Source organism: Streptomyces sp. NPDC048644 (assembly GCF_043199105.1).
Classification (GTDB): domain Bacteria; phylum Actinomycetota; class Actinomycetes; order Streptomycetales; family Streptomycetaceae; genus Streptomyces.
The window spans coordinates 410,515-427,240 of the sequence record NZ_JBICVO010000005.1; the positions used below are offsets into that span (position 1 = coordinate 410,515).

Here is a 16,726-nt window from a genome sequence, read left to right on the forward strand (position 1 = left end):
CAGGTCAGACCAGCTGCGAGAGCCGGCCTGACCTGTTCGGAAGCGGTGGTCCGAAGAACGTCAATTCTTCTGGATCTGGTCGAAGCTCAGCTCGACCGGGGTCTCGCGGCCGAAGATCTCGACGAGGCCCTTGACCTTCTTCGAGTCGGCGTTGATCTCGTTGATCGTGGCCTGCAGCGTCGCGAACGGACCGTCGGTGACCGTGACCGAGTCGCCCACCTCGAAGTCCAGCACCTGGACCTCGACCTTGCGGGACGGCGCCGGCTTGCCCTCGGCCGCGGCGGCCTCCTTGGCGGCCTTCTCCTCGGCCTCCGGGGCGAGCATCTTGACGATCTCGTCCAGCGTCAGCGGGTACGGGTCGTAGGCGTTGCCGACGAAGCCGGTGACACCGGGAGTGTTGCGGACGACGCCCCAGGACTCGTTCGTCAGATCCATGCGCACGAGCACGTAGCCCGGGAGCTTGTTCTGGCGAACGTTCTTCCGCTCGCCGTTCTTGATCTGGACGATCTCCTCTTCGGGGACCTCGGCCTGGTAGATGAACTCCTCGACGTTCAGCGAGACCGCGCGCTGTTCGAGGTTGGCCTTCACGCGCTTCTCGTAGCCCGCGTAGGTGTGGATGACGTACCACTCACCGGGCAGGAAGCGCAGCTCGTCGCGGAGTGCGGTCACCGGGTCGACCGGCTCCTGCTCCTCCTCGTCCGCTGCGTCCTCGACGGTCTCGGCGTCGTCCTCGACGGTCTCGGCGTCGTCCTCGACGGTCTCGGCGTCGTCCTCGACGTGCACCGCTGCGGACTCGGCGGGCTCGCCCGCCTCGGCGTCCTCGGCATCGAGCGCGTCGGCGCCGTCGGCGTTCTCGACGATCTCCACGGCGCCCTCGTCATCAGAGACGGCGGCAGCGTCGCCCTCGACCTCCGCCGGGACGGCCGCGTCCGCGTCGGCCTCTGCGGCCGCGACGGGCTCGGCGGCGTCGTTCAGGTTCGGGTCAGACACGTGGCTGCTTCTTCCTGGCTTCAAGGGGTTGAACATGCGAAAGGGCACCCCGCTGAGGTGCCCTCCGCGGGATCAGCCGAAGACGTACCCGACGACTCGGTTGATTCCCAAGTCAATCACGGTTACGAGACCGATGATGATGACAACGAAGACGATCACCACGGTGGTGTACGTCGACAGCTGGTTGCGCGTGGGCCAGACGACCTTGCGGAGTTCCGCCACGACCTGGCGGTAGAAAAGCGCGAGACGCGCAAAAGGCCCCTTCTTGCCGCGCTTACCGCCGCGACGGGGCTTCTTGGATTCCGCTGTGTCGTCCTCGGAACGACCGCGCTCAGGCATGTCGATGGAGCCCAGGGCGTCCGTCACTCGTCCTCACCTGAATCCGGGTCGTGGCCGTGCGGCGTCCGGCCCGGCCGCACGGCGGTGCATTTCAGTACGTACGCGTGCACGCACCTTGGTGAAGAAGTGCGTGTAGCAGGGCCGGAGGGACTTGAACCCCCAACCGCTGGTTTTGGAGACCAGTGCTCTACCAATTGAGCTACGACCCTTTGTGTGTCCCCAACCTACCGCATGCGACCGACTGCTCTAAGTGCGTGAGCCGCGGTGGCCTGTTGGGAGCCAACGGTCAGCGAGTGTACGTGTTCCGGAGCCGGGCGTCGAACAGAAACGTCCCGGGTGGTGCCCGCAAACCCCCGCACCGGGCCGCTCCGAGGTCTGCGACGATGCATGTATGAGCGCTGCTACTCCCTCCGAGTCGTCCTCCGCCAACCAGCCGGGGCAGTCCCCGGCGGACCGTCGCGTATCCACCCGCGTCGGGTCCATCTCCGAGTCCGCCACTCTCGCCGTCGACGCCAAGGCCAAGGCACTCAAGGCCGCCGGGCGGCCGGTGATCGGCTTCGGCGCGGGCGAACCGGACTTCCCCACGCCCGACTACATCGTCGAGGCGGCCGTGGAAGCCTGCCGGAACCCCAAGTTCCACCGGTACACGCCGGCCGGCGGCCTCCCCGAGCTGAAGTCCGCGATCGTCGCGAAGACGCTGCGTGACTCGGGGTACGAGATCGAGGCCGCCAACGTCCTGGTGACCAACGGCGGCAAGCAGGCCATCTACGAGTCGTTCGCGGCTCTCCTCGACCCGGGTGACGAGGTCATCGTCCCGGCGCCTTACTGGACCACCTACCCCGAGTCGATCCGGCTCGCGGGCGGCGTCCCTGTGGACGTCGTCGCGGACGAGACGACCGGTTACCGCGTGACCGTCGAGCAGTTGGAGGCGGCCCGTACGGAGCGCACCAAGGTGCTGCTGTTCGTCTCGCCGTCGAACCCAACGGGCGCGGTCTACACCCGCGAGCAGGTCGAGGCGGTCGGCCGCTGGGCCGCTGAGCACGGCCTGTGGGTGCTGACCGACGAGATCTACGAGCATCTCGTCTACGGCGACGCGGAGTTCTGCTCGCTGCCGGTCGTCGTCCCGGAGCTGCGCGACAAGTGCGTCATCGTCAACGGAGTGGCGAAGACGTACGCGATGACCGGCTGGCGGGTCGGCTGGGCGATCGGTCCGAAGGACGTCATCAAGGCCGCGGCGAACCTCCAGTCGCACGCCACGTCCAACGTCGCCAACGTCTCGCAGGCCGCGGCCATCGCCGCCGTCTCCGGTGACCTCGACGCCGTGGACGCGATGAAGGTCGCCTTCGACCGCCGCCGGCGCACGATCGTGCGGATGCTCAACGAGATCGACGGCGTGCTCTGCCCCGAGCCGGAGGGCGCGTTCTACGCGTACCCGTCCGTCAAGGAGCTGCTGGGCAAGGAGATCCGCGGCAGGCGTCCGCAGACCAGCGTGGAGCTGGCCGAGCTGATCCTGGAGGAGGCGGAGGTCGCCGTCGTCCCGGGTGAGGCGTTCGGCACCCCCGGCTACCTGCGTCTTTCGTACGCGCTTGGCGACGAGGACCTGGCCGAGGGCGTCTCGCGGATCCAGAAGCTGCTGGCCGAGGCGAAGTGAAGCAGTGACTCACGTGAGTCACTGCTGATTGCGGGCCACCGGGAGCCATCCCGGTGGCCCGTACGCGTTTTCCCGGGGCACTTCGTTCGGGGGCCGCCCTACCGGCGGGCCGGGTGCGTACGGCAAGATCGGTGAATGGAGAGCGTTCGTGACGTGCGTCAGTTGCCGAAGGCCCATCTGCACCTGCACTTCACCGGGTCGATGCGTGCCGCGACCCTGCTGGAGCTGGCCGACAAGTACGGCGTCCATCTGCCCGAAGCGCTGCGCGGCGGCGAACCGCCGCAGTTGCGGGCGACGGACGAGCGCGGCTGGTTCCGCTTCCAGCGGCTGTACGACATCGCGCGGTCGTGCCTGCGGACGCCCGACGACATCCACCGGCTGGTGCGCGAGACCGCCCAGGAGGACGTCGCCGACGGTTCGGGGTGGCTGGAGATCCAGGTGGATCCGACGTCCTACGCGCCCCGGCTCGGCGGGCTGATCCCGGCGCTTGAGATCATCCTGGACGCGGTGCACAGCGCGTCCAGGGAGACCGGTCTCGGCATCCGGGTCCTGGTCGCGGCGAACCGCATGAAGCACCCGCTGGACGCCCGCACGCTGGCCCGGCTCGCGGTGCGCTATGCCGACCGGGGCGTCATCGGCTTCGGCCTGTCCAACGACGAACGCCGGGGTTTCGCCCGGGACTTCGACCGCGCCTTCGCCATCGCCAGGGACGGCGGGCTGCTGGCCGCGCCGCACGGCGGCGAGCTGTCGGGCCCTTCGAGCGTGCGGGACTGCCTGGACGACCTGCACGCCGGCCGGGTCGGGCACGGCGTACGCGCCGCGGAGGACCCGGCGCTGCTGCGGCGGCTGGCGGAGCGCGGGGTGACGTGCGAGGTGTGCCCGGCGTCGAATGTGGCGCTCGGGGTGTACGAGAAGCAGGAGGACGTGCCGCTGCGGACGCTCTTCGAGGCCGGGGTGCCGATGGCGCTGGGCGCGGACGACCCGCTGCTGTTCGGCTCCCGGCTGGCGGCACAGTACGAGATCGCACGCCGCGCGCACGGCTTCACGGACGCCGAACTGGCCGAGCTGGCACGGCAGTCGGTGCGCGGCTCCCGGGCGCCGCAGGCGGACCAGGAGCGCCTGCTGACGGGGATCGACGCCTGGCTGGCCGCCTGAGCGCCGCCGACGCCCCAGAGGGCCGCTGAGTGCGCTCAGCGGCCCGGGAGGCTTCGCGTCGGGCCCCTAGAGGCTGACGCCGACCGTGACCGGTTCGTTGACGAGGGTGACGCCGAAGGCCGCGTGCACGCCGTCGCGCACCTCCCTGGCCAGGGCGAGCAGGTCATCGGTTGTGGCCTCGCCGCGGTTGGTGAGGGCGAGGGTGTGCTTGGTGGAGATACGGGCCGGGCCGCTGCCGTAGCCCTTGGTGAAGCCCGCCTTGTCGATGAGCCAGGCGGCGGAGGTCTTCACCAGGCCGTCGCCCGCAGGGAAGGCCGGCGGCGCGGTGTCCTGGCCGAGGCGGTCGTGCACCCGCTGGACGAAGGCGGTGTGCTCGGTCTCGGTGAGGACCGGGTTGGTGAAGAAGGATCCGGCCGACCAGGTGTCGTGGTCGTCGGCGTCCAGGACCATGCCCTTGCCGGCGCGCAGGGCGAGCACCGTGGCGCGCGCGGTGGCCGCCGGCACCCGCTCGCCGGCCTCCACACCGAGCACCCGGGCGGTCTCCGGGTACTTCAGGGGCGCGGAGAGGCCGCCGGCGTCCTCCAGGGCGAACCTGACCCGCAGCACGACGAACCGGTCGGGGTCCTGCTTGAACCGGCTGTGGCGGTAGGCGAAGGCGCAGTCGGCGTTGGTGAGGGTGACCGTCTCATCCGCCCGGCGGTCGTAGGCGACGACCTCGGTGATCGTCGCGGAGACCTCCTGGCCGTACGCGCCGACGTTCTGGATCGGGGTGGCGCCGGCCGAGCCGGGGATGCCGGCCAGGCACTCGACGCCGGCCAGCCCTGCCTCGACGGTGCGGGCGACCGCGTCCGACCAGTTCTCGCCCGCGGCGAGCTCCAGCTCCGTGCCGTTCAGGGTGAAACCGCGGGTGGCGATGCGCAGCGCGGTGCCGTCGAAGCCCTTGTCGCCGATGACGAGGTTGCTGCCGCCGCCGATGACCAGCAGCGGGGTGCCCGCGGCGTCGGCGGCGCGGACGGCGGCGATCACTTCGTCGTCGGTGGTGGCCGTGACCAGGCGGGTCGCCGGGCCGCCGAGGCGGAAGGTGGTCAGCGGGGCGAGGGGGGCGTCGTGGAGTTCCTGCACGCGCCCCAGCGTACGGGGGCGGACCGACAACGACGGGCCGGCCGCCCCCTCGGGTGCCGTCTCAGGCGAGGCGGACCACGGCGCGGGACATGCCCAGCACCTTCTTGCCCGCGCTCACCGCGGTGAGGTCGACGCGGACCGTACGGGCGTCGTCGTCGAGCTTGGCCGCGACCTTGCCGCTGACCTCGATCAGCGCACCGGCCTCGTCGTTGGGGACGACGACCGGCTTGGTGAAGCGGACGCCGTACTCCGTGACAGCCGCCGGGTCGCCCGCCCAGTCGGTGACCACGCGGGCCGCCTCGGCCATCGTGAACATGCCGTGCGCGATGACGTCAGGAAGCCCGACCTCCTTGGCGAACTTCTCGTTCCAGTGGATCGGGTTGAAGTCGCCCGATGCGCCGGCGTAGCGGACGAGTGTGGCGCGGCTCACCGGGAAGGACTGCGCCGGGAGTTCGGTGCCGACCTCGACGTCGTCGTAGGAGATTTTCGCGGTCATGTCAGCCCTCCTCGGATGCGGCGCGGGCGACCAGCTTGGTGAGGGCGGTCACGACGTGCTCGCCCGCCTCGTCGTGCACCTCGCCGCGGATGTCGAGAATGTCGTTGCCCGCCATGGATTTGATCGCCTCGATGGTGGAGGTGACGGTCAGCCGGTCGCCGCTGCGGACCGGGCGGGTGTAGACGAACTTCTGGTCACCGTGCACCACGCGGCTGTAATCCAGGCCGAGTTGCGGGTCCTCGATCACCTGCCCCGCGTCCTTGAATGTGATCGCAAACACAAAAGTCGGCGGCGCGATCACATCGGGGTGCCCGAGAGCCTTGGCCGCTTCGGTATCGGTGTAAGCGGGATTGCTGTCACCGATCGCCTCGGCGAATTCGCGGATCTTTTCCCGGCCGACCTCGTACGGGTCGGTGGGCGGGTACGTACGACCCACGAATGACTGGTCGAGCGCCATGGCTCGCGACCTCCCTGTACTGCTGCGGTGATAACGCCGTGAGGCCGCCCCCAAGAAATGGGGACGGCCTCACGAACGAGCCTGTGTTATCGCGTCTCGCGGTGCGCGGTGTGCGAGTTGCAACGGGGGCAGTGCTTCTTCATCTCAAGACGGTCCGGGTCGTTACGCCGGTTCTTCTTGGTGATGTAGTTCCGCTCCTTGCACTCCACGCAGGCCAGCGTGATCTTCGGGCGGACGTCTGTGGCAGCCACGTGAGTGCTCCTTGACGGACGGATGGACGGATGAACGCATAAAAGAGTAGCCGATCGGAGGACCGACCCCACAATCGGCTACTGTCAGTAGCGGTGACCGGACTTGAACCGGTGACACAGCGATTATGAGCCGCTTGCTCTACCGACTGAGCTACACCGCTGTGATGCGAGGGGGCCCTCGCCCGAAGACGAGGTACCTCACACATCAGAGCCCCAATACGGAATCGAACCGTAGACCTTCTCCTTACCATGGAGACGCTCTGCCGACTGAGCTATTGGGGCGAGCGATGAAGACATTACACGGCCCGCAGCCAAACGTGAAATCCGTATCCGGAGGGCACCCCGGCGGCCTCACGCACCACACCGGTACGACTATTCCGCGCCTGCTCGAAGCGCCCAGGGCCGCGCCCTAGGCTCGGACCACGCTGCGTGATCATGCACGCCCGTGCCTTCGAGGAGCGCGATGTCCGACAGCAGTTCACCGCAGCCACCGCCGCAGCCGGGGAAGCCGGACAGCGGCCCGTCCGCGCGGTCCGAAGGGGGCGCGCTGGTCCTGTGCGGCGCCCGGCTCGCCGACGGCCGCACGGTGGACGTACGGCTCGGCGGCGGGCGCATCGAGGCGGTCGGCACGGCCGGGGCGCTCGTGCGGCAGGGCGCGCGCGTCGACCTCAACGGCTATCTGCTGCTCCCCGCGCCCGCCGAGCCGCACGCGCACTGCGACACGGCTCTGACGGCGGACTGCGAAGGACCCGCTTCGGACTCCCCCGATGACATCCAGCGGCGCACCACCGAGGCGGCCCTGCTCCAGCTCGGGCACGGCGCGACCGCGTCCCGCACCCACGTACGCGTCGGCGGGGTGCGGGGGCTGCGCTCCCTGGAGGCGGTGCTCAAGGCCCGCAGGTCGCTGCGCGGGCTCGCGGACCTGGCGGCGGTCGCGGTGCCCAGGGTGCTGACCGGGGCCGCCGGGGCGGACGGCCTGGCGATGCTGCGGGACGCCGTGAAGATGGGGGCTTCGGTGATCGGCGGCTGTCCCGATCTCGACCCCGATCCGGCGGGGTACGTCGAGGCCGTCCTGGAGGTGGCCGGGGAACACGGCTGCCCGGTGGACCTGCATACGGACGGGGACGATCCGGCACGGCTCGCGCGCTTCGCGGCGATGGCCGGCGGGCTGCGGCCCGGTGTGGCCATCGGGCCGTGCGCCGGGATGACGCGGATGCCGCGCAGTGTGGCGGCGCGGGTCGCCGAGCAGCTCGCGGCTGCCGACGTCACGGTGATCTGCCTGCCGCAGGGCGACTGCACCGGCCTGGAGCGGTACGGCTCCCGGGTCGCCAGGCCGGCTCCGGTGCGGCTGCTGCGGGCTGCCGGGGTGCGGGTGGCGGCGGGCAGCGGCGCGCTGCGGGACGTGGCCAACCCGGTGGGACGCGGCGATCCTCTGGAGGCCGCGTATCTGCTGGCGTCCTTGGGGGAGACGAGTCCGGAGGCGGCGTACGAGACGGTGAGTGCGGCGGCGCGGGCGACGCTGGGGCTGCCCGACGTGCGCGTCGAGGCGGGCTTTCCCGCGGAGTTGCTGGCCGTACGGGGCGAGCGGATCGCCGGGGTGCTGTCGCTCGCGTACAGCCGGGTCGTGGTGCACCGGGGGCGGGTGGTGGCGCGGACCAGCGCGGTGCGCGAGTACTGCGATTCGGCGGCGGCCGTGGCGCTGGAGCTGCCCCGGCAGTCGCAGCGCTGAGCGGGGCCGCCGCCCGGCCGGTGGCGGTGGTGTCGCGCGGCGCACGCTCCTGCCCGTGCGCTGCCGCGCCGGGGGCGTACGGTCGGCAGCATGCGCATTGTCATCGCAGGTGGACATGGTCAGATCGCGCTTCGGCTGGAGCGGTTGCTCGCCGGGCGCGGGGACGAGGTGGCGGGGATCATCCGCCGGCCGGAACAGGCGGGCGATCTGCTGGCGGCGGGCGCCGAACCGGTCGTGTGCGACCTGGAGTCGGCGTCGGTCGAGGACGTGGCACGGCATCTGGAGCAGGCGGACGCCGCCGTCTTCGCCGCGGGCGCCGGCCCCGGCAGCGGCGCGGACCGCAAGGACAGCGTGGACCGCAGGGCCGCCGCGCTGTTCGCCGACGCGGCGGAGGCGGCCGGTGTGCGCCGTTTCCTCGTCGTCTCGTCGATGGGCGCGGACCGGGTGCCGCCGGAGGGCACCGATCCGGTGTTCGCGGCCTACCTGCGCGCCAAGGGCGCGGCGGACGCGGACGTACGGGCCCGGGGCGGGCTCGACTGGACGATCCTGCGTCCCGGGCGGCTGACGGACGACCCGGGGACCGGCCACGTCCAGCTCGCCGACGCGACCGGGCGGGCCGATGTGACCCGGGACGACGTGGCCGCCACGCTGGCCGCGCTGCTCGCCGAGCCGGGCACGGCCGGCCGGACGCTGGAGCTGGTCAACGGCGTTACGCCGGTGGCGGATGCGGTGCGGGCGGTGGCCGGGAGCTAGCGGCCTGGACAGGCCCCTAGCCGCGTGCCCGGCGTGTGCCGTGGTCGTCAGCCGTACACCGTCGCCCGTGCGCGGGCGTAGTTCTCGCGGATGCGGCGGCCGGTGGCGGGGTCGGCAGGGGCGGGGACGTGGCGGGCTGCGGCGAGCGGCCAGTGGGGCGGTTCGGGGGTGCGGGTCAGGGCCCAGGCGGCCTGCCGGGCGGCGCCGAGCGCGACGTACTCGGCGGGTTCGGGGACGGTGACCGGGGCGCCGAAGATCCCGGCGGCGATCTCCCCGACCACCGGCGCCTTGGCCGCGCCCCCGATGATCAGCACGCGGCGGGTGCCGATGCCCTGGCCGCGCAGCTCGTCCAGGGCGTCGGCCATGTTGCACAGCATGCCTTCGACGGCCGCGCGGGCGAGCTGCGGCGGATGCATGTTGGACGTCCGCATGCCCAGCAGGCTCCCGGCGGCATCGGGGAGGTTGGGGGTGCGTTCGCCGCCGAGGTAGGGCAGGTGGACGAGGCCGTCTGCGCCGGGTTCGGACTCGCGGGCGAGCCGGTCGATGTCGGTGAGGGCGGTGCCCAGCAGGGTGGCGGCCGAGCTGAGGACGCGGGCGGCGTTGAGGGTGCAGACCAGGGGCAGGAACCGGCCGGTGGCGTCGGCGAAGCCGGCCACCGCGCCGGACGGGTCGGCCACCGGGCGCTCGGAGACCGCGAAGGCCGTGCCGCTGGTGCCGAGCGAGACCACCGCGTCGCCCGGCCGCAGCCCGAGCCCGAGCGCCGCGGCCATGTTGTCGCCGGTGCCCGCCGCGACCAGGGCGCCGTGCGGGGTGCGCCCTGCGGCCTCGTACGGGCCGATGACGCGCGGCAGTTGGGGCGTGCGACCGCCGAGGGCGAGCGCGAGCAGGTCGCGGCGGTAGTCGCCGTCGGCGGGTGACCAGTAGCCCGTGCCGGAGGCGTCGCCGCGGTCGGTGACCGGTGCCGCACCGCTGCCGGGGCCGCCGCACAGCCGCCAGGTCAGCCAGTCGTGCGGCAGCATCACCTGGGCCGTGCGGTCGGCGGTGCGGGGTTCATTATCGGCCAGCCAGCGGAGCTTGGCGACGGTGAGGGCGGCGACCGGGACGGTGCCGACCGCGCGGGCCCACGCGTCCGGCCCGCCCAGCTCCGCGACGAGGTCGTCGGCGGCCCGCGCGGAGCGGGTGTCGTTCCACAACAGGGCGTCGCGCAGCGGCAGTCCGGCCTCGTCCAGCGCCACCAGGCCGTGCTGCTGGCCGGCGACCGCGACGGCGTCCACGTCCGCCAGCAGACCGCCGCCGGCCTCGTCCAGGGCCTGCCACCAGGCTTCTGGGGCCACTTCGGTGCCGTCGGGGTGGGCGGCCCTGCCCTGGTGCAGGACCTCTCCGGTGCCGGCGTCGCAGACGACGACCTTGCAGGACTGGGTCGAGGAGTCCACCCCGGCGACTGTCGGCATGCGGTGTTCGCTTCCGTACGGCGGGACGAAGGGCGGGAGGCGCGGGCGCAACTCCCGCTGCGGGCAACGGTTCAGGAAGCGGCGGGCCTGATCTGGATCTTGCGTCCCGTGCCGTCGCGGAAGGTCTGGAGCGCGGTGCCGAACTCGTCCAGGCCGAAACTGTGCGTGAGCATCGTGCCGGCGTCGATGACCCCCTTGGCCATCAGGTCGACGGCCCGGCCGAAGCTGTGCAGCACCGCCATCGAACCGACGATGGTGATCTCGTCGTTGTAGACCTGGAACGGCGAGAAGGACGCCTTGGCGGCGGACGGCGCCACCCCGAACTGCTGGAAGGTGCCGCCGCGGCGCACCCGGGTCAGCCCGTCCTCGATGACGGGGACGACGCCGGTGCAGTCGATGACGGTCTCCCAGCCCTGCGGCCGGTCCAGCGCGTCGGCGTCGGCACCGGTGGCGTCGGCGCCCAGCCGCTCGGCGATCTTGAGGCGGTCCTGGTTGATGTCGACGACCGAGAGGGAGGCGGCGCCCGCCGCCCTGGCGAGCTGGAGCATCAGCAGCCCCATCGTGCCGGCGCCGTAGATCAGGTAGTGGTCGCCGAGACGCCGCGGCAGCACGTCGAAGCCGCGGACCGCGCAGGACAGCGGCTCGATCAGGGTGCCCTGGAAGACGTCCACGCTCTGCGGCAGCCGGTAGCAGTTGGCGGCGGGCACCTTGGCGTACTCGGCCATCGCGCCGTCCACGGTGTCGCCGATCGCGCCCCAGTTCTCGCACAGGTTGCCGTGCCCGATCGCGCAGAAGTGGCAGGAGCCGCAGAACAGCGAGGGGTCGACGGCGACCTGTTCGCCGGTGCGCAGCCCGGTCACCCCCTCCCCCAGTGCGACGACCTCGCCGGTGAATTCGTGGCCGGGAATGATCGGGTACGGGGTGGGCGCGAACTCGCCCTCGACGATGTGCACATCGGTCCCGCAGATGCCGACGGCGGCGGGCGCGACGGCGACCTCGCCGGGGCCCGGAGCGGGATCGTCCACCGTGGTGACCGAGTAGTTGCCTGGGGTTTCGATGACGACGGCGCGCATGGGTCGGGCCTTTCTCGGGGTACGGCTCGGGGCGCGGAGCCTCAGCTCTGCGGGGTGACGGTGTGGATCGCGACGCCGAGGTCCCGTACGGACCTGAGTTCGCTCTCGGCGGCGCCTGCGTCGGTGACCAGCAGGTCGTACCCGCTGACGTCGCCGTAGGAATGCGTGGCGGTGCGGCCGAACTTGCTGTGGTCGACGGCGAGTACGGCGCGGTCGGCGGCCTGGAGGTAGGCGTCCTTGTTGTCGGCGTACTCGCGCACCGGGTGGTAGAGCCGGCCCTCGCTGACCGAGGTGGCGGTGACGAAGGCGATGCCGGCCCTGAGGTGTTTCAGCTCGCGGCGGGCCTGCGGCCCCGCGCAGGATTCGAAGTCCTCGTAGAACCGGTCGCCGAGCAGGGTCACTTCGACCGCCGAGCCGGACAAGAGGTACGTGACGCGCAGCGAGTTGGTGATCACCCGCAGCCCTTCGACGCCGGCCAGCCTGCGGGCGAGCGGGAAGAGCGTGGAGCCGCAGTCGATCAGCACCGTGCTGCCGGGTGCGACCTCCTTGACGAGCACGTCGGCCATGGCCTCCTTGGCCGCCATGTTGACGTGCTCGCGGAAGCGGAGGGCGCTCTCCATGGTGAGGTTGGGGAAGGCGGTGGCCACTCCCCTGCCCTTGCGCAGGAGTTGGCGTTCGTGGAGGTTGTCGAGATCGCGGTGCATGGTCATCACGCTCACGCCGAGCCGTCCGGCGAGGTCGGCGATGCGGATCTCGCCTTCCTCGGCGACGCGGCGCAGCACCCCTTGGCGGCGCTCCTCCACCTCGGCCTCGGACCCACGACTCGGTCGCCTCACCGGTCGCCCCCTTCGCTTCCCTCGATGATCGCGCTCACCGCCGCCCCGACGATAGAACATCACACACTTTCTGTGAACCTCTCGCCGTTATCTGAGAACGTCGGCCCTGCGGCGGCCCACCCCACAGTCCACACCCCCGGGAAGCGCCCTCGCTGGGACTCACCGGAATTACCGCCCACGGGGAACCGGCACCGGAAAACGAAAAGACCCCCGTTCTACGTTTCCGTAGAACGGGGGTCTTTCCCTTTATCTGTGGCGGCGCCAGGATTCGAACCTGGGAAGGCTGAGCCGGCAGATTTACAGTCTGCTCCCTTTGGCCGCTCGGGCACACCGCCAAGATGCGCTGCCGGTGAGTTCCGCTGTGGGGCGGCGCTCGGTGGCAACGACGTAAACCATACCCGATGGCTGGGGGTGCTTCGCCACTCGATTACCCCCGACGGGATCGCGGGCGGCGGGGGCGCCTCCTCTAGGCTGGCGGGGCGGCCCGGAACGGGCCGCTTCCCTGACGGATCTACGTACGAGGAGCCAACTCAACATGGCCGACTCCAGTTTCGACATCGTCTCGAAGGTCGAGCGGCAGGAGGTCGACAACGCCCTCAATCAGGCCGCCAAGGAGATCTCGCAGCGCTACGACTTCAAGGGCGTGGGCGCGTCGATCGAGTGGTCCGGCGAGAAGATCGAGATGCGGGCCAACGCCGAGGAGCGGGTGAAGGCCGTACTCGACATCTTCCAGTCCAAGCTCGTCAAGCGCGGGATCTCGCTGAAGGCGCTGGACGCCGGTGAGCCGCAGGCGTCGGGCAAGGAGTACAAGATCTTCGCCTCCATCGAGGAGGGGATCTCGCAGGACAACGCGAAGAAGGTCGCCAAGATCGTCCGCGATGAGGGCCCGAAGGGCGTCAAGGCGCAGGTGCAGGGCGACGAGCTGCGGGTCAGCTCGAAGAGCCGGGACGACCTGCAGTCGGTGCAGCAGCTGCTCAAGGGCAAGGACCTGGACTTCGCGATCCAGTTCGTGAACTACCGGTAGTCGTTGCCGACGGTGGCGCGCGGCCTTCGGGCCGGGCCGCCGGGTGTGTGACCGGGTGGGGCGGTGTGCCGTGGGCACGCCGCCCCACCGGCGTTGGGGACGGGGGCAGGCGGCGGGACGGGGGACGTCAGCCGGGCGCGCGGTGCCTCAGCGGGTGGCGAAGGGCCGGTCGGTGGGGACGATGTCGCGGCCGAGCGGCATGAGGGAGATCGGGATCATCTTGAAGTTGGCGATGCCGAACGGGATGCCGATGATCGTCACGCAGAGCGCGAGGCCGGTGATGATGTGGCCCAGGGCCAGCCACCAGCCCGCGAAGATGATCCAGATGATGTTGCCGATCACCGAACCGGCGCCCGCGTCGCGCCGTTCGACGGTGGTGCGGCCGAAGGGCCACAGCGCGTAGCCGGCTATCCGGAAGGACGCGATGCCGAACGGGATCGTGATGATCAGGATGCAGCAGACGATGCCCGCGGCGACGTAACCGAGCGCCAGCCAGAGGCCGCTCAGGACCAGCCAGATGACGTTGAGGATGAACTTCATGATCGACAGCCTTCCACGGGCGGAGCGGAGAGTGGGTCCGTCCTGCCAGGCAGGTACGGCTTCGGACTCACTCATCTGGACGCTGGGTGGTGGTGAGGCGTTGCGCGGGCGGCGGATCAGGGGCGGGAGCGGCCCGCCATGCGTTCGAGGCGGCTGATGCGCTCGCGCATCGGGGGGTGGGTGGAGAAAAGTTTCGCCATGCCCTCGCCTGCTCGGAAGGGGTTGGCGATCATCATGTGGCTCGCCGTCTCCAGACGCGGCTCCGGGGGGAGCGGGAGTTGCTGGGTACCTGTTTCGAGCTTACGCAGGGCCGAGGCGAGGGCCAGCGGGTCGCCGGTGAGCTGGGCGCCCGACGCGTCGGCCTGGTACTCGCGGGAGCGGCTGACGGCCAGCTGGATCAGGGAGGCCGCGACCGGCCCCAGGATCATGATCAGCAGCATGCCCACTATGCCGGGGCCCTCGTCATCGTCGTCGGAGCGGCCCACGGGGATCAGCCAGGCGAAGTTCACCAGGAACATCACCACCGACGCGAGCGCGCCCGCGACGGATGAGATCAGGATGTCGCGGTTGTAGACGTGACTCAGCTCGTGGCCGATGACGCCGCGCAGTTCGCGTTCGTCCAGGAGCTGGAGGATGCCGTCGGTGCAGCAGACCGCGGCGTTGCGGGGATTGCGGCCGGTGGCGAAGGCGTTCGGGGCCTGGGTCGGGGAAAGGTAGAGGCGCGGCATGGGCTGCCGGGCGGCCGTCGACAGCTCGCGGACCATGCGGTAGAGCGCGGGGGCCTCGAACTCGCTGACCGGGCGGGCGCGCATGGCCCGCAGCGCCAGCTTGTCGCTGTTCCAGTACGCGTAGGCGTTCGTGCCCAGTGCGAAGAGCACGGCGACGATCAGGCCCGTACGGCCGAACAGGCTGCCGATGGCGATGATGAGGGCGGACAGTCCCCCGAGGAGTACGGCGGTCCTGAGCCCGTTGTGCCGGCGGTGCACGGTGCGCCCTCCAAGCGATGCGGCAGGGGAACCCTGTGCTGCGTTTCTCCACTCTCCAGTGGACCCTTACTCACTGGTCAACGCGAGATGAGGAGGGCAGGTTCCCTGGTGCGCGGGCCGCGGGCCGCAGCGGGGCCCGGGAGGCGCCCGGTGGGGGCCTACCGGCGTACGGGCCCGGCAGGCGCTCCTGGGGAGGGCGCCTGCCGCGTTCCGCTCAGAGGAGGGCGCCGGAGGCGAAGCGGAGGACGAGCTGCGGGGCGCCGGAGAGGGCGATGCCGAGGAGGGTGGCGAGGGTGAGGGCGGCGGCGAGCGGGGCCGGGATCCTGGCGCGCGGCGGGCGGGCGGGGCGCGGAGCCTCGGTGTCCACGTCGATGGCGGTGTCCGTGGCCGTGCGGTGGCCGCCGTCCGCGGGGGTGCGGGGCCCGGTGGCCGTGCCGTGCCCGGTGGCGGCTGCGGCTGCGTCCTGCGTTGCCGCGTCCTCCGTGGCGCCGTGGAAGAGGACGGCGGTCCACCGGAGGTAGTAGTAGAGCGCGATCACGACATTGACGGCCATGATCACGGCGAGCCAGCCCAGGCCCGCGTCGACGGCCGCCGAGAAGACCGTGACCTTGGCGAACAGGCCGATGACACCGGGCGGCAGGCCGGCCAGGCAGAGGAGGAAGAAGCCGAGGGCGAGCGCCACCAGGGGGCGCTCGGCGTACAGGCCCCGGTAGTCGGTGATCCGGTTCGCGGGGCGGGTGCGCGCCACCAGGGCGGCGACGGCGAAGGCGCCGAGGTTCACCGCCGCGTACATCAGGGCGTAGGCCACGGTCGAGCCGATGGCGTGCGCCGGGTCGTCGGCGTACCCGGCGGCGGCGATCGGCACCAGGAGGTAGCCGGCCTGGCCGACGGACGACCAGGCGAGGAGGCGGACGGCGCTGTGTGCGCGGTCCGCGTTCTGGCGGATGGCGGCGACGTTGCCGACGGTCATGGTGAGCGCGGCGAGTACGGCCAGCGCCGGGCCCCAGACGTCCGCGTACGAAGGGAAGCCCTTGACCGTGACCAGGATGAGGCCCGAGAAGCCGACGGCCTTGCCGACGACGGAAAGGTAGGCGGCGATGGGGAGCGGGGCGCCCACGTAGGTGTCGGGCACCCAGAAGTGGAACGGGACGGCGGCGGTCTTGAAGGCGAAGCCGACGAGGGTGAGGGCGACGCCGGCGCTCGCGAGGGTCGCCAGGCGGGGGTCGGGGAGGGCGGTGAGCGCGTGGGCCACCCGGCTCAGGTGCAGGCTCCCGGTGGCGGCGTACAGGAAGCTCACGCCGAGCAGCATCACGGCGGTCGCGGCGACCGACGAGAGGAAGAACTTGAGGGCGGCCTCGGAGGAGAGCCGGTCGTCGCGGCGCAGGCCGACCAGCGCGAACGCGGGCAGCGAGGCGACTTCGAGTGCGATGACGAGGGTCGCGAGGTCGCGGGACGCGGGCAGCAGGGCCGCGCCCGCCGCGGAGGACAGCAGCAGGAACCAGTACTCGCCGGCGGGCAGCCCGTGGTCCTTGACGGTGTCGATGGACATCAGGGCGGTCAGCAGCGCGCCGGCGATCACCAGGAACTGGATGACCAGGGCGAACGGGTCGGCCGCGTAGCTGCACACGTCGGGGTGGCCGGTGAGGCAGAAGGTGCGGCGGTCGCCGTCCAGGAGGGGCAGCAGGGAGAGCGCGGCGACGGCGAGACCGGCGACGGCGATCCAGCCCAGCAGCGGCTTCCTGGCCGCGGGGAGGAAGAGGTCGGCGACGAGCACCACCAGGGCGACGGCCGCGGTCAGGGCGGGCGGCGCGATGGCGAGCCAGTCGACGGACTGCACCAGAGAGGCCACCGGGTTCGCGGCCAGTGAGGTCAT

The 16,726-nt window shown here is 71.4% G+C and carries 17 protein-coding genes and 4 tRNA genes; 5 read left to right on the forward strand and 16 right to left on the reverse strand.

What is annotated here, in order from left to right:
* Window positions 1–60 precede the first annotated feature (60 nt).
* The 3 genes from nusG to ACGFNI_RS14325 all read right to left on the reverse strand — a co-directional run bounded on the left by nusG (window position 61) and on the right by ACGFNI_RS14325 (window position 1,538).
* The gene (gene nusG / locus ACGFNI_RS14315; protein WP_393683632.1) at window positions 61–990 is read right to left on the reverse strand and encodes a transcription termination/antitermination protein NusG; all 930 of its coding nucleotides are present in this window, start codon (window positions 988–990) and stop codon (window positions 61–63) included.
* A gap of 72 nt (window positions 991–1,062) precedes the next feature.
* On the reverse strand, window positions 1,063–1,356 hold the full coding sequence (secE, locus tag ACGFNI_RS14320; protein ID WP_227046473.1) for a preprotein translocase subunit SecE: 294 nt from the start codon (window positions 1,354–1,356) through the stop codon (window positions 1,063–1,065).
* A gap of 109 nt (window positions 1,357–1,465) precedes the next feature.
* Window positions 1,466–1,538, reverse strand: a tRNA-Trp gene (locus ACGFNI_RS14325).
* 182 nt (window positions 1,539–1,720) lie between these two features.
* On the opposite strand from ACGFNI_RS14325, the gene ACGFNI_RS14330 reads away from it, so the two are divergent.
* Complete coding sequence (locus ACGFNI_RS14330; RefSeq protein ID WP_393683634.1) at window positions 1,721–2,980, forward strand: pyridoxal phosphate-dependent aminotransferase; 1,260 nt, start codon at window positions 1,721–1,723, stop codon at window positions 2,978–2,980.
* A 135-nt stretch (window positions 2,981–3,115) separates the two neighbouring features.
* Complete coding sequence (locus ACGFNI_RS14335) at window positions 3,116–4,135, forward strand: adenosine deaminase (protein ID WP_393683636.1); 1,020 nt, start codon at window positions 3,116–3,118, stop codon at window positions 4,133–4,135.
* A gap of 66 nt (window positions 4,136–4,201) precedes the next feature.
* Here ACGFNI_RS14335 and ACGFNI_RS14340 read toward each other — a convergent pair whose 3' ends face one another.
* From ACGFNI_RS14340 to ACGFNI_RS14365, 6 genes are all read right to left on the reverse strand, one after another.
* Window positions 4,202–5,257 carry a UDP-N-acetylmuramate dehydrogenase gene (locus ACGFNI_RS14340; protein WP_393683638.1) on the reverse strand — a complete coding sequence of 352 codons (1,056 nt, stop codon included), beginning with the start codon at window positions 5,255–5,257 and terminating at the stop codon, window positions 4,202–4,204.
* Window positions 5,258–5,318: 61 nt separating this feature from the next.
* Window positions 5,319–5,753, reverse strand: coding sequence for a MaoC family dehydratase (locus ACGFNI_RS14345; protein ID WP_393683640.1), 435 nt, complete (start codon window positions 5,751–5,753; stop codon window positions 5,319–5,321).
* Window position 5,754: 1 nt separating this feature from the next.
* Window positions 5,755–6,210 carry a MaoC family dehydratase N-terminal domain-containing protein gene (locus tag ACGFNI_RS14350; RefSeq protein WP_393683642.1) on the reverse strand — a complete coding sequence of 152 codons (456 nt, stop codon included), beginning with the start codon at window positions 6,208–6,210 and terminating at the stop codon, window positions 5,755–5,757.
* A gap of 86 nt (window positions 6,211–6,296) precedes the next feature.
* Window positions 6,297–6,461, reverse strand: coding sequence for a 50S ribosomal protein L33 (rpmG, locus tag ACGFNI_RS14355; RefSeq protein ID WP_006604855.1), 165 nt, complete (start codon window positions 6,459–6,461; stop codon window positions 6,297–6,299).
* 88 nt (window positions 6,462–6,549) lie between these two features.
* Window positions 6,550–6,622 (reverse strand) — tRNA-Met (locus tag ACGFNI_RS14360).
* Between the two features lie 48 nt (window positions 6,623–6,670).
* Window positions 6,671–6,743, reverse strand: a tRNA-Thr gene (locus ACGFNI_RS14365).
* Window positions 6,744–6,924: 181 nt separating this feature from the next.
* Here ACGFNI_RS14365 and ACGFNI_RS14370 point away from each other — a divergent pair.
* Complete coding sequence (locus tag ACGFNI_RS14370) at window positions 6,925–8,190, forward strand: amidohydrolase family protein (protein WP_393683644.1); 1,266 nt, start codon at window positions 6,925–6,927, stop codon at window positions 8,188–8,190.
* A gap of 90 nt (window positions 8,191–8,280) precedes the next feature.
* Complete coding sequence (locus tag ACGFNI_RS14375) at window positions 8,281–8,943, forward strand: NAD(P)H-binding protein (protein WP_393683646.1); 663 nt, start codon at window positions 8,281–8,283, stop codon at window positions 8,941–8,943.
* A gap of 47 nt (window positions 8,944–8,990) precedes the next feature.
* Here the strand turns inward: ACGFNI_RS14375 and xylB are convergent, their stop codons facing one another.
* The 4 genes from xylB to ACGFNI_RS14395 form a co-directional block, all read right to left on the reverse strand.
* Entirely contained in the window at window positions 8,991–10,394 is a 1,404-nt protein-coding gene (xylB, locus tag ACGFNI_RS14380; RefSeq protein WP_393683648.1) for a xylulokinase, read from the reverse strand.
* A 71-nt stretch (window positions 10,395–10,465) separates the two neighbouring features.
* Entirely contained in the window at window positions 10,466–11,467 is a 1,002-nt protein-coding gene (locus tag ACGFNI_RS14385; protein WP_393683650.1) for a zinc-dependent alcohol dehydrogenase family protein, read from the reverse strand.
* A 41-nt stretch (window positions 11,468–11,508) separates the two neighbouring features.
* A complete protein-coding gene (locus ACGFNI_RS14390; RefSeq protein ID WP_393683652.1) occupies window positions 11,509–12,303 on the reverse strand; it encodes a DeoR/GlpR family DNA-binding transcription regulator in 795 nt (264 codons plus the stop codon).
* Window positions 12,304–12,556: 253 nt separating this feature from the next.
* Window positions 12,557–12,638 (reverse strand) — tRNA-Tyr (locus ACGFNI_RS14395).
* 200 nt (window positions 12,639–12,838) lie between these two features.
* Here ACGFNI_RS14395 and ACGFNI_RS14400 point away from each other — a divergent pair.
* Window positions 12,839–13,327 (forward strand): YajQ family cyclic di-GMP-binding protein, encoded by a 489-nt coding sequence (locus tag ACGFNI_RS14400; RefSeq protein WP_393683654.1) that lies wholly within the window; start codon window positions 12,839–12,841, stop codon window positions 13,325–13,327.
* A gap of 147 nt (window positions 13,328–13,474) precedes the next feature.
* On the opposite strand, the gene ACGFNI_RS14405 is transcribed toward ACGFNI_RS14400, so the two are convergent.
* From ACGFNI_RS14405 to ACGFNI_RS14415, 3 genes are all read right to left on the reverse strand, one after another.
* Window positions 13,475–13,867 carry a YccF domain-containing protein gene (locus tag ACGFNI_RS14405; RefSeq protein WP_393683888.1) on the reverse strand — a complete coding sequence of 131 codons (393 nt, stop codon included), beginning with the start codon at window positions 13,865–13,867 and terminating at the stop codon, window positions 13,475–13,477.
* 116 nt (window positions 13,868–13,983) lie between these two features.
* Complete coding sequence (gene htpX, locus ACGFNI_RS14410; RefSeq protein ID WP_393683656.1) at window positions 13,984–14,853, reverse strand: zinc metalloprotease HtpX; 870 nt, start codon at window positions 14,851–14,853, stop codon at window positions 13,984–13,986.
* 214 nt (window positions 14,854–15,067) lie between these two features.
* Complete coding sequence (locus ACGFNI_RS14415) at window positions 15,068–16,726, reverse strand: NADH-quinone oxidoreductase subunit N (RefSeq protein ID WP_393683890.1); 1,659 nt, start codon at window positions 16,724–16,726, stop codon at window positions 15,068–15,070.

Coding starts and splice junctions, on each gene's coding strand:
- ACGFNI_RS14330 (WP_393683634.1), top strand. CDS start 1,721: ATGAGCGCTGCTACTCCCTCCGAGTCGTCCTCCGCCAACCAGCCGGGG.
- ACGFNI_RS14335 (WP_393683636.1), top strand. CDS start 3,116: ATGGAGAGCGTTCGTGACGTGCGTCAGTTGCCGAAGGCCCATCTGCAC.
- ACGFNI_RS14345 (WP_393683640.1), bottom strand. CDS start 5,753: ATGACCGCGAAAATCTCCTACGACGACGTCGAGGTCGGCACCGAACTC.
- ACGFNI_RS14350 (WP_393683642.1), bottom strand. CDS start 6,210: ATGGCGCTCGACCAGTCATTCGTGGGTCGTACGTACCCGCCCACCGAC.
- ACGFNI_RS14370 (WP_393683644.1), top strand. CDS start 6,925: ATGTCCGACAGCAGTTCACCGCAGCCACCGCCGCAGCCGGGGAAGCCG.
- ACGFNI_RS14375 (WP_393683646.1), top strand. CDS start 8,281: ATGCGCATTGTCATCGCAGGTGGACATGGTCAGATCGCGCTTCGGCTG.
- xylB (WP_393683648.1), bottom strand. CDS start 10,394: ATGCCGACAGTCGCCGGGGTGGACTCCTCGACCCAGTCCTGCAAGGTC.
- ACGFNI_RS14385 (WP_393683650.1), bottom strand. CDS start 11,467: ATGCGCGCCGTCGTCATCGAAACCCCAGGCAACTACTCGGTCACCACG.
- ACGFNI_RS14400 (WP_393683654.1), top strand. CDS start 12,839: ATGGCCGACTCCAGTTTCGACATCGTCTCGAAGGTCGAGCGGCAGGAG.
- ACGFNI_RS14405 (WP_393683888.1), bottom strand. CDS start 13,867: ATGAAGTTCATCCTCAACGTCATCTGGCTGGTCCTGAGCGGCCTCTGG.
- ACGFNI_RS14415 (WP_393683890.1), bottom strand. CDS start 16,726: ATGACCTCACTGGCCGCGAACCCGGTGGCCTCTCTGGTGCAGTCCGTC.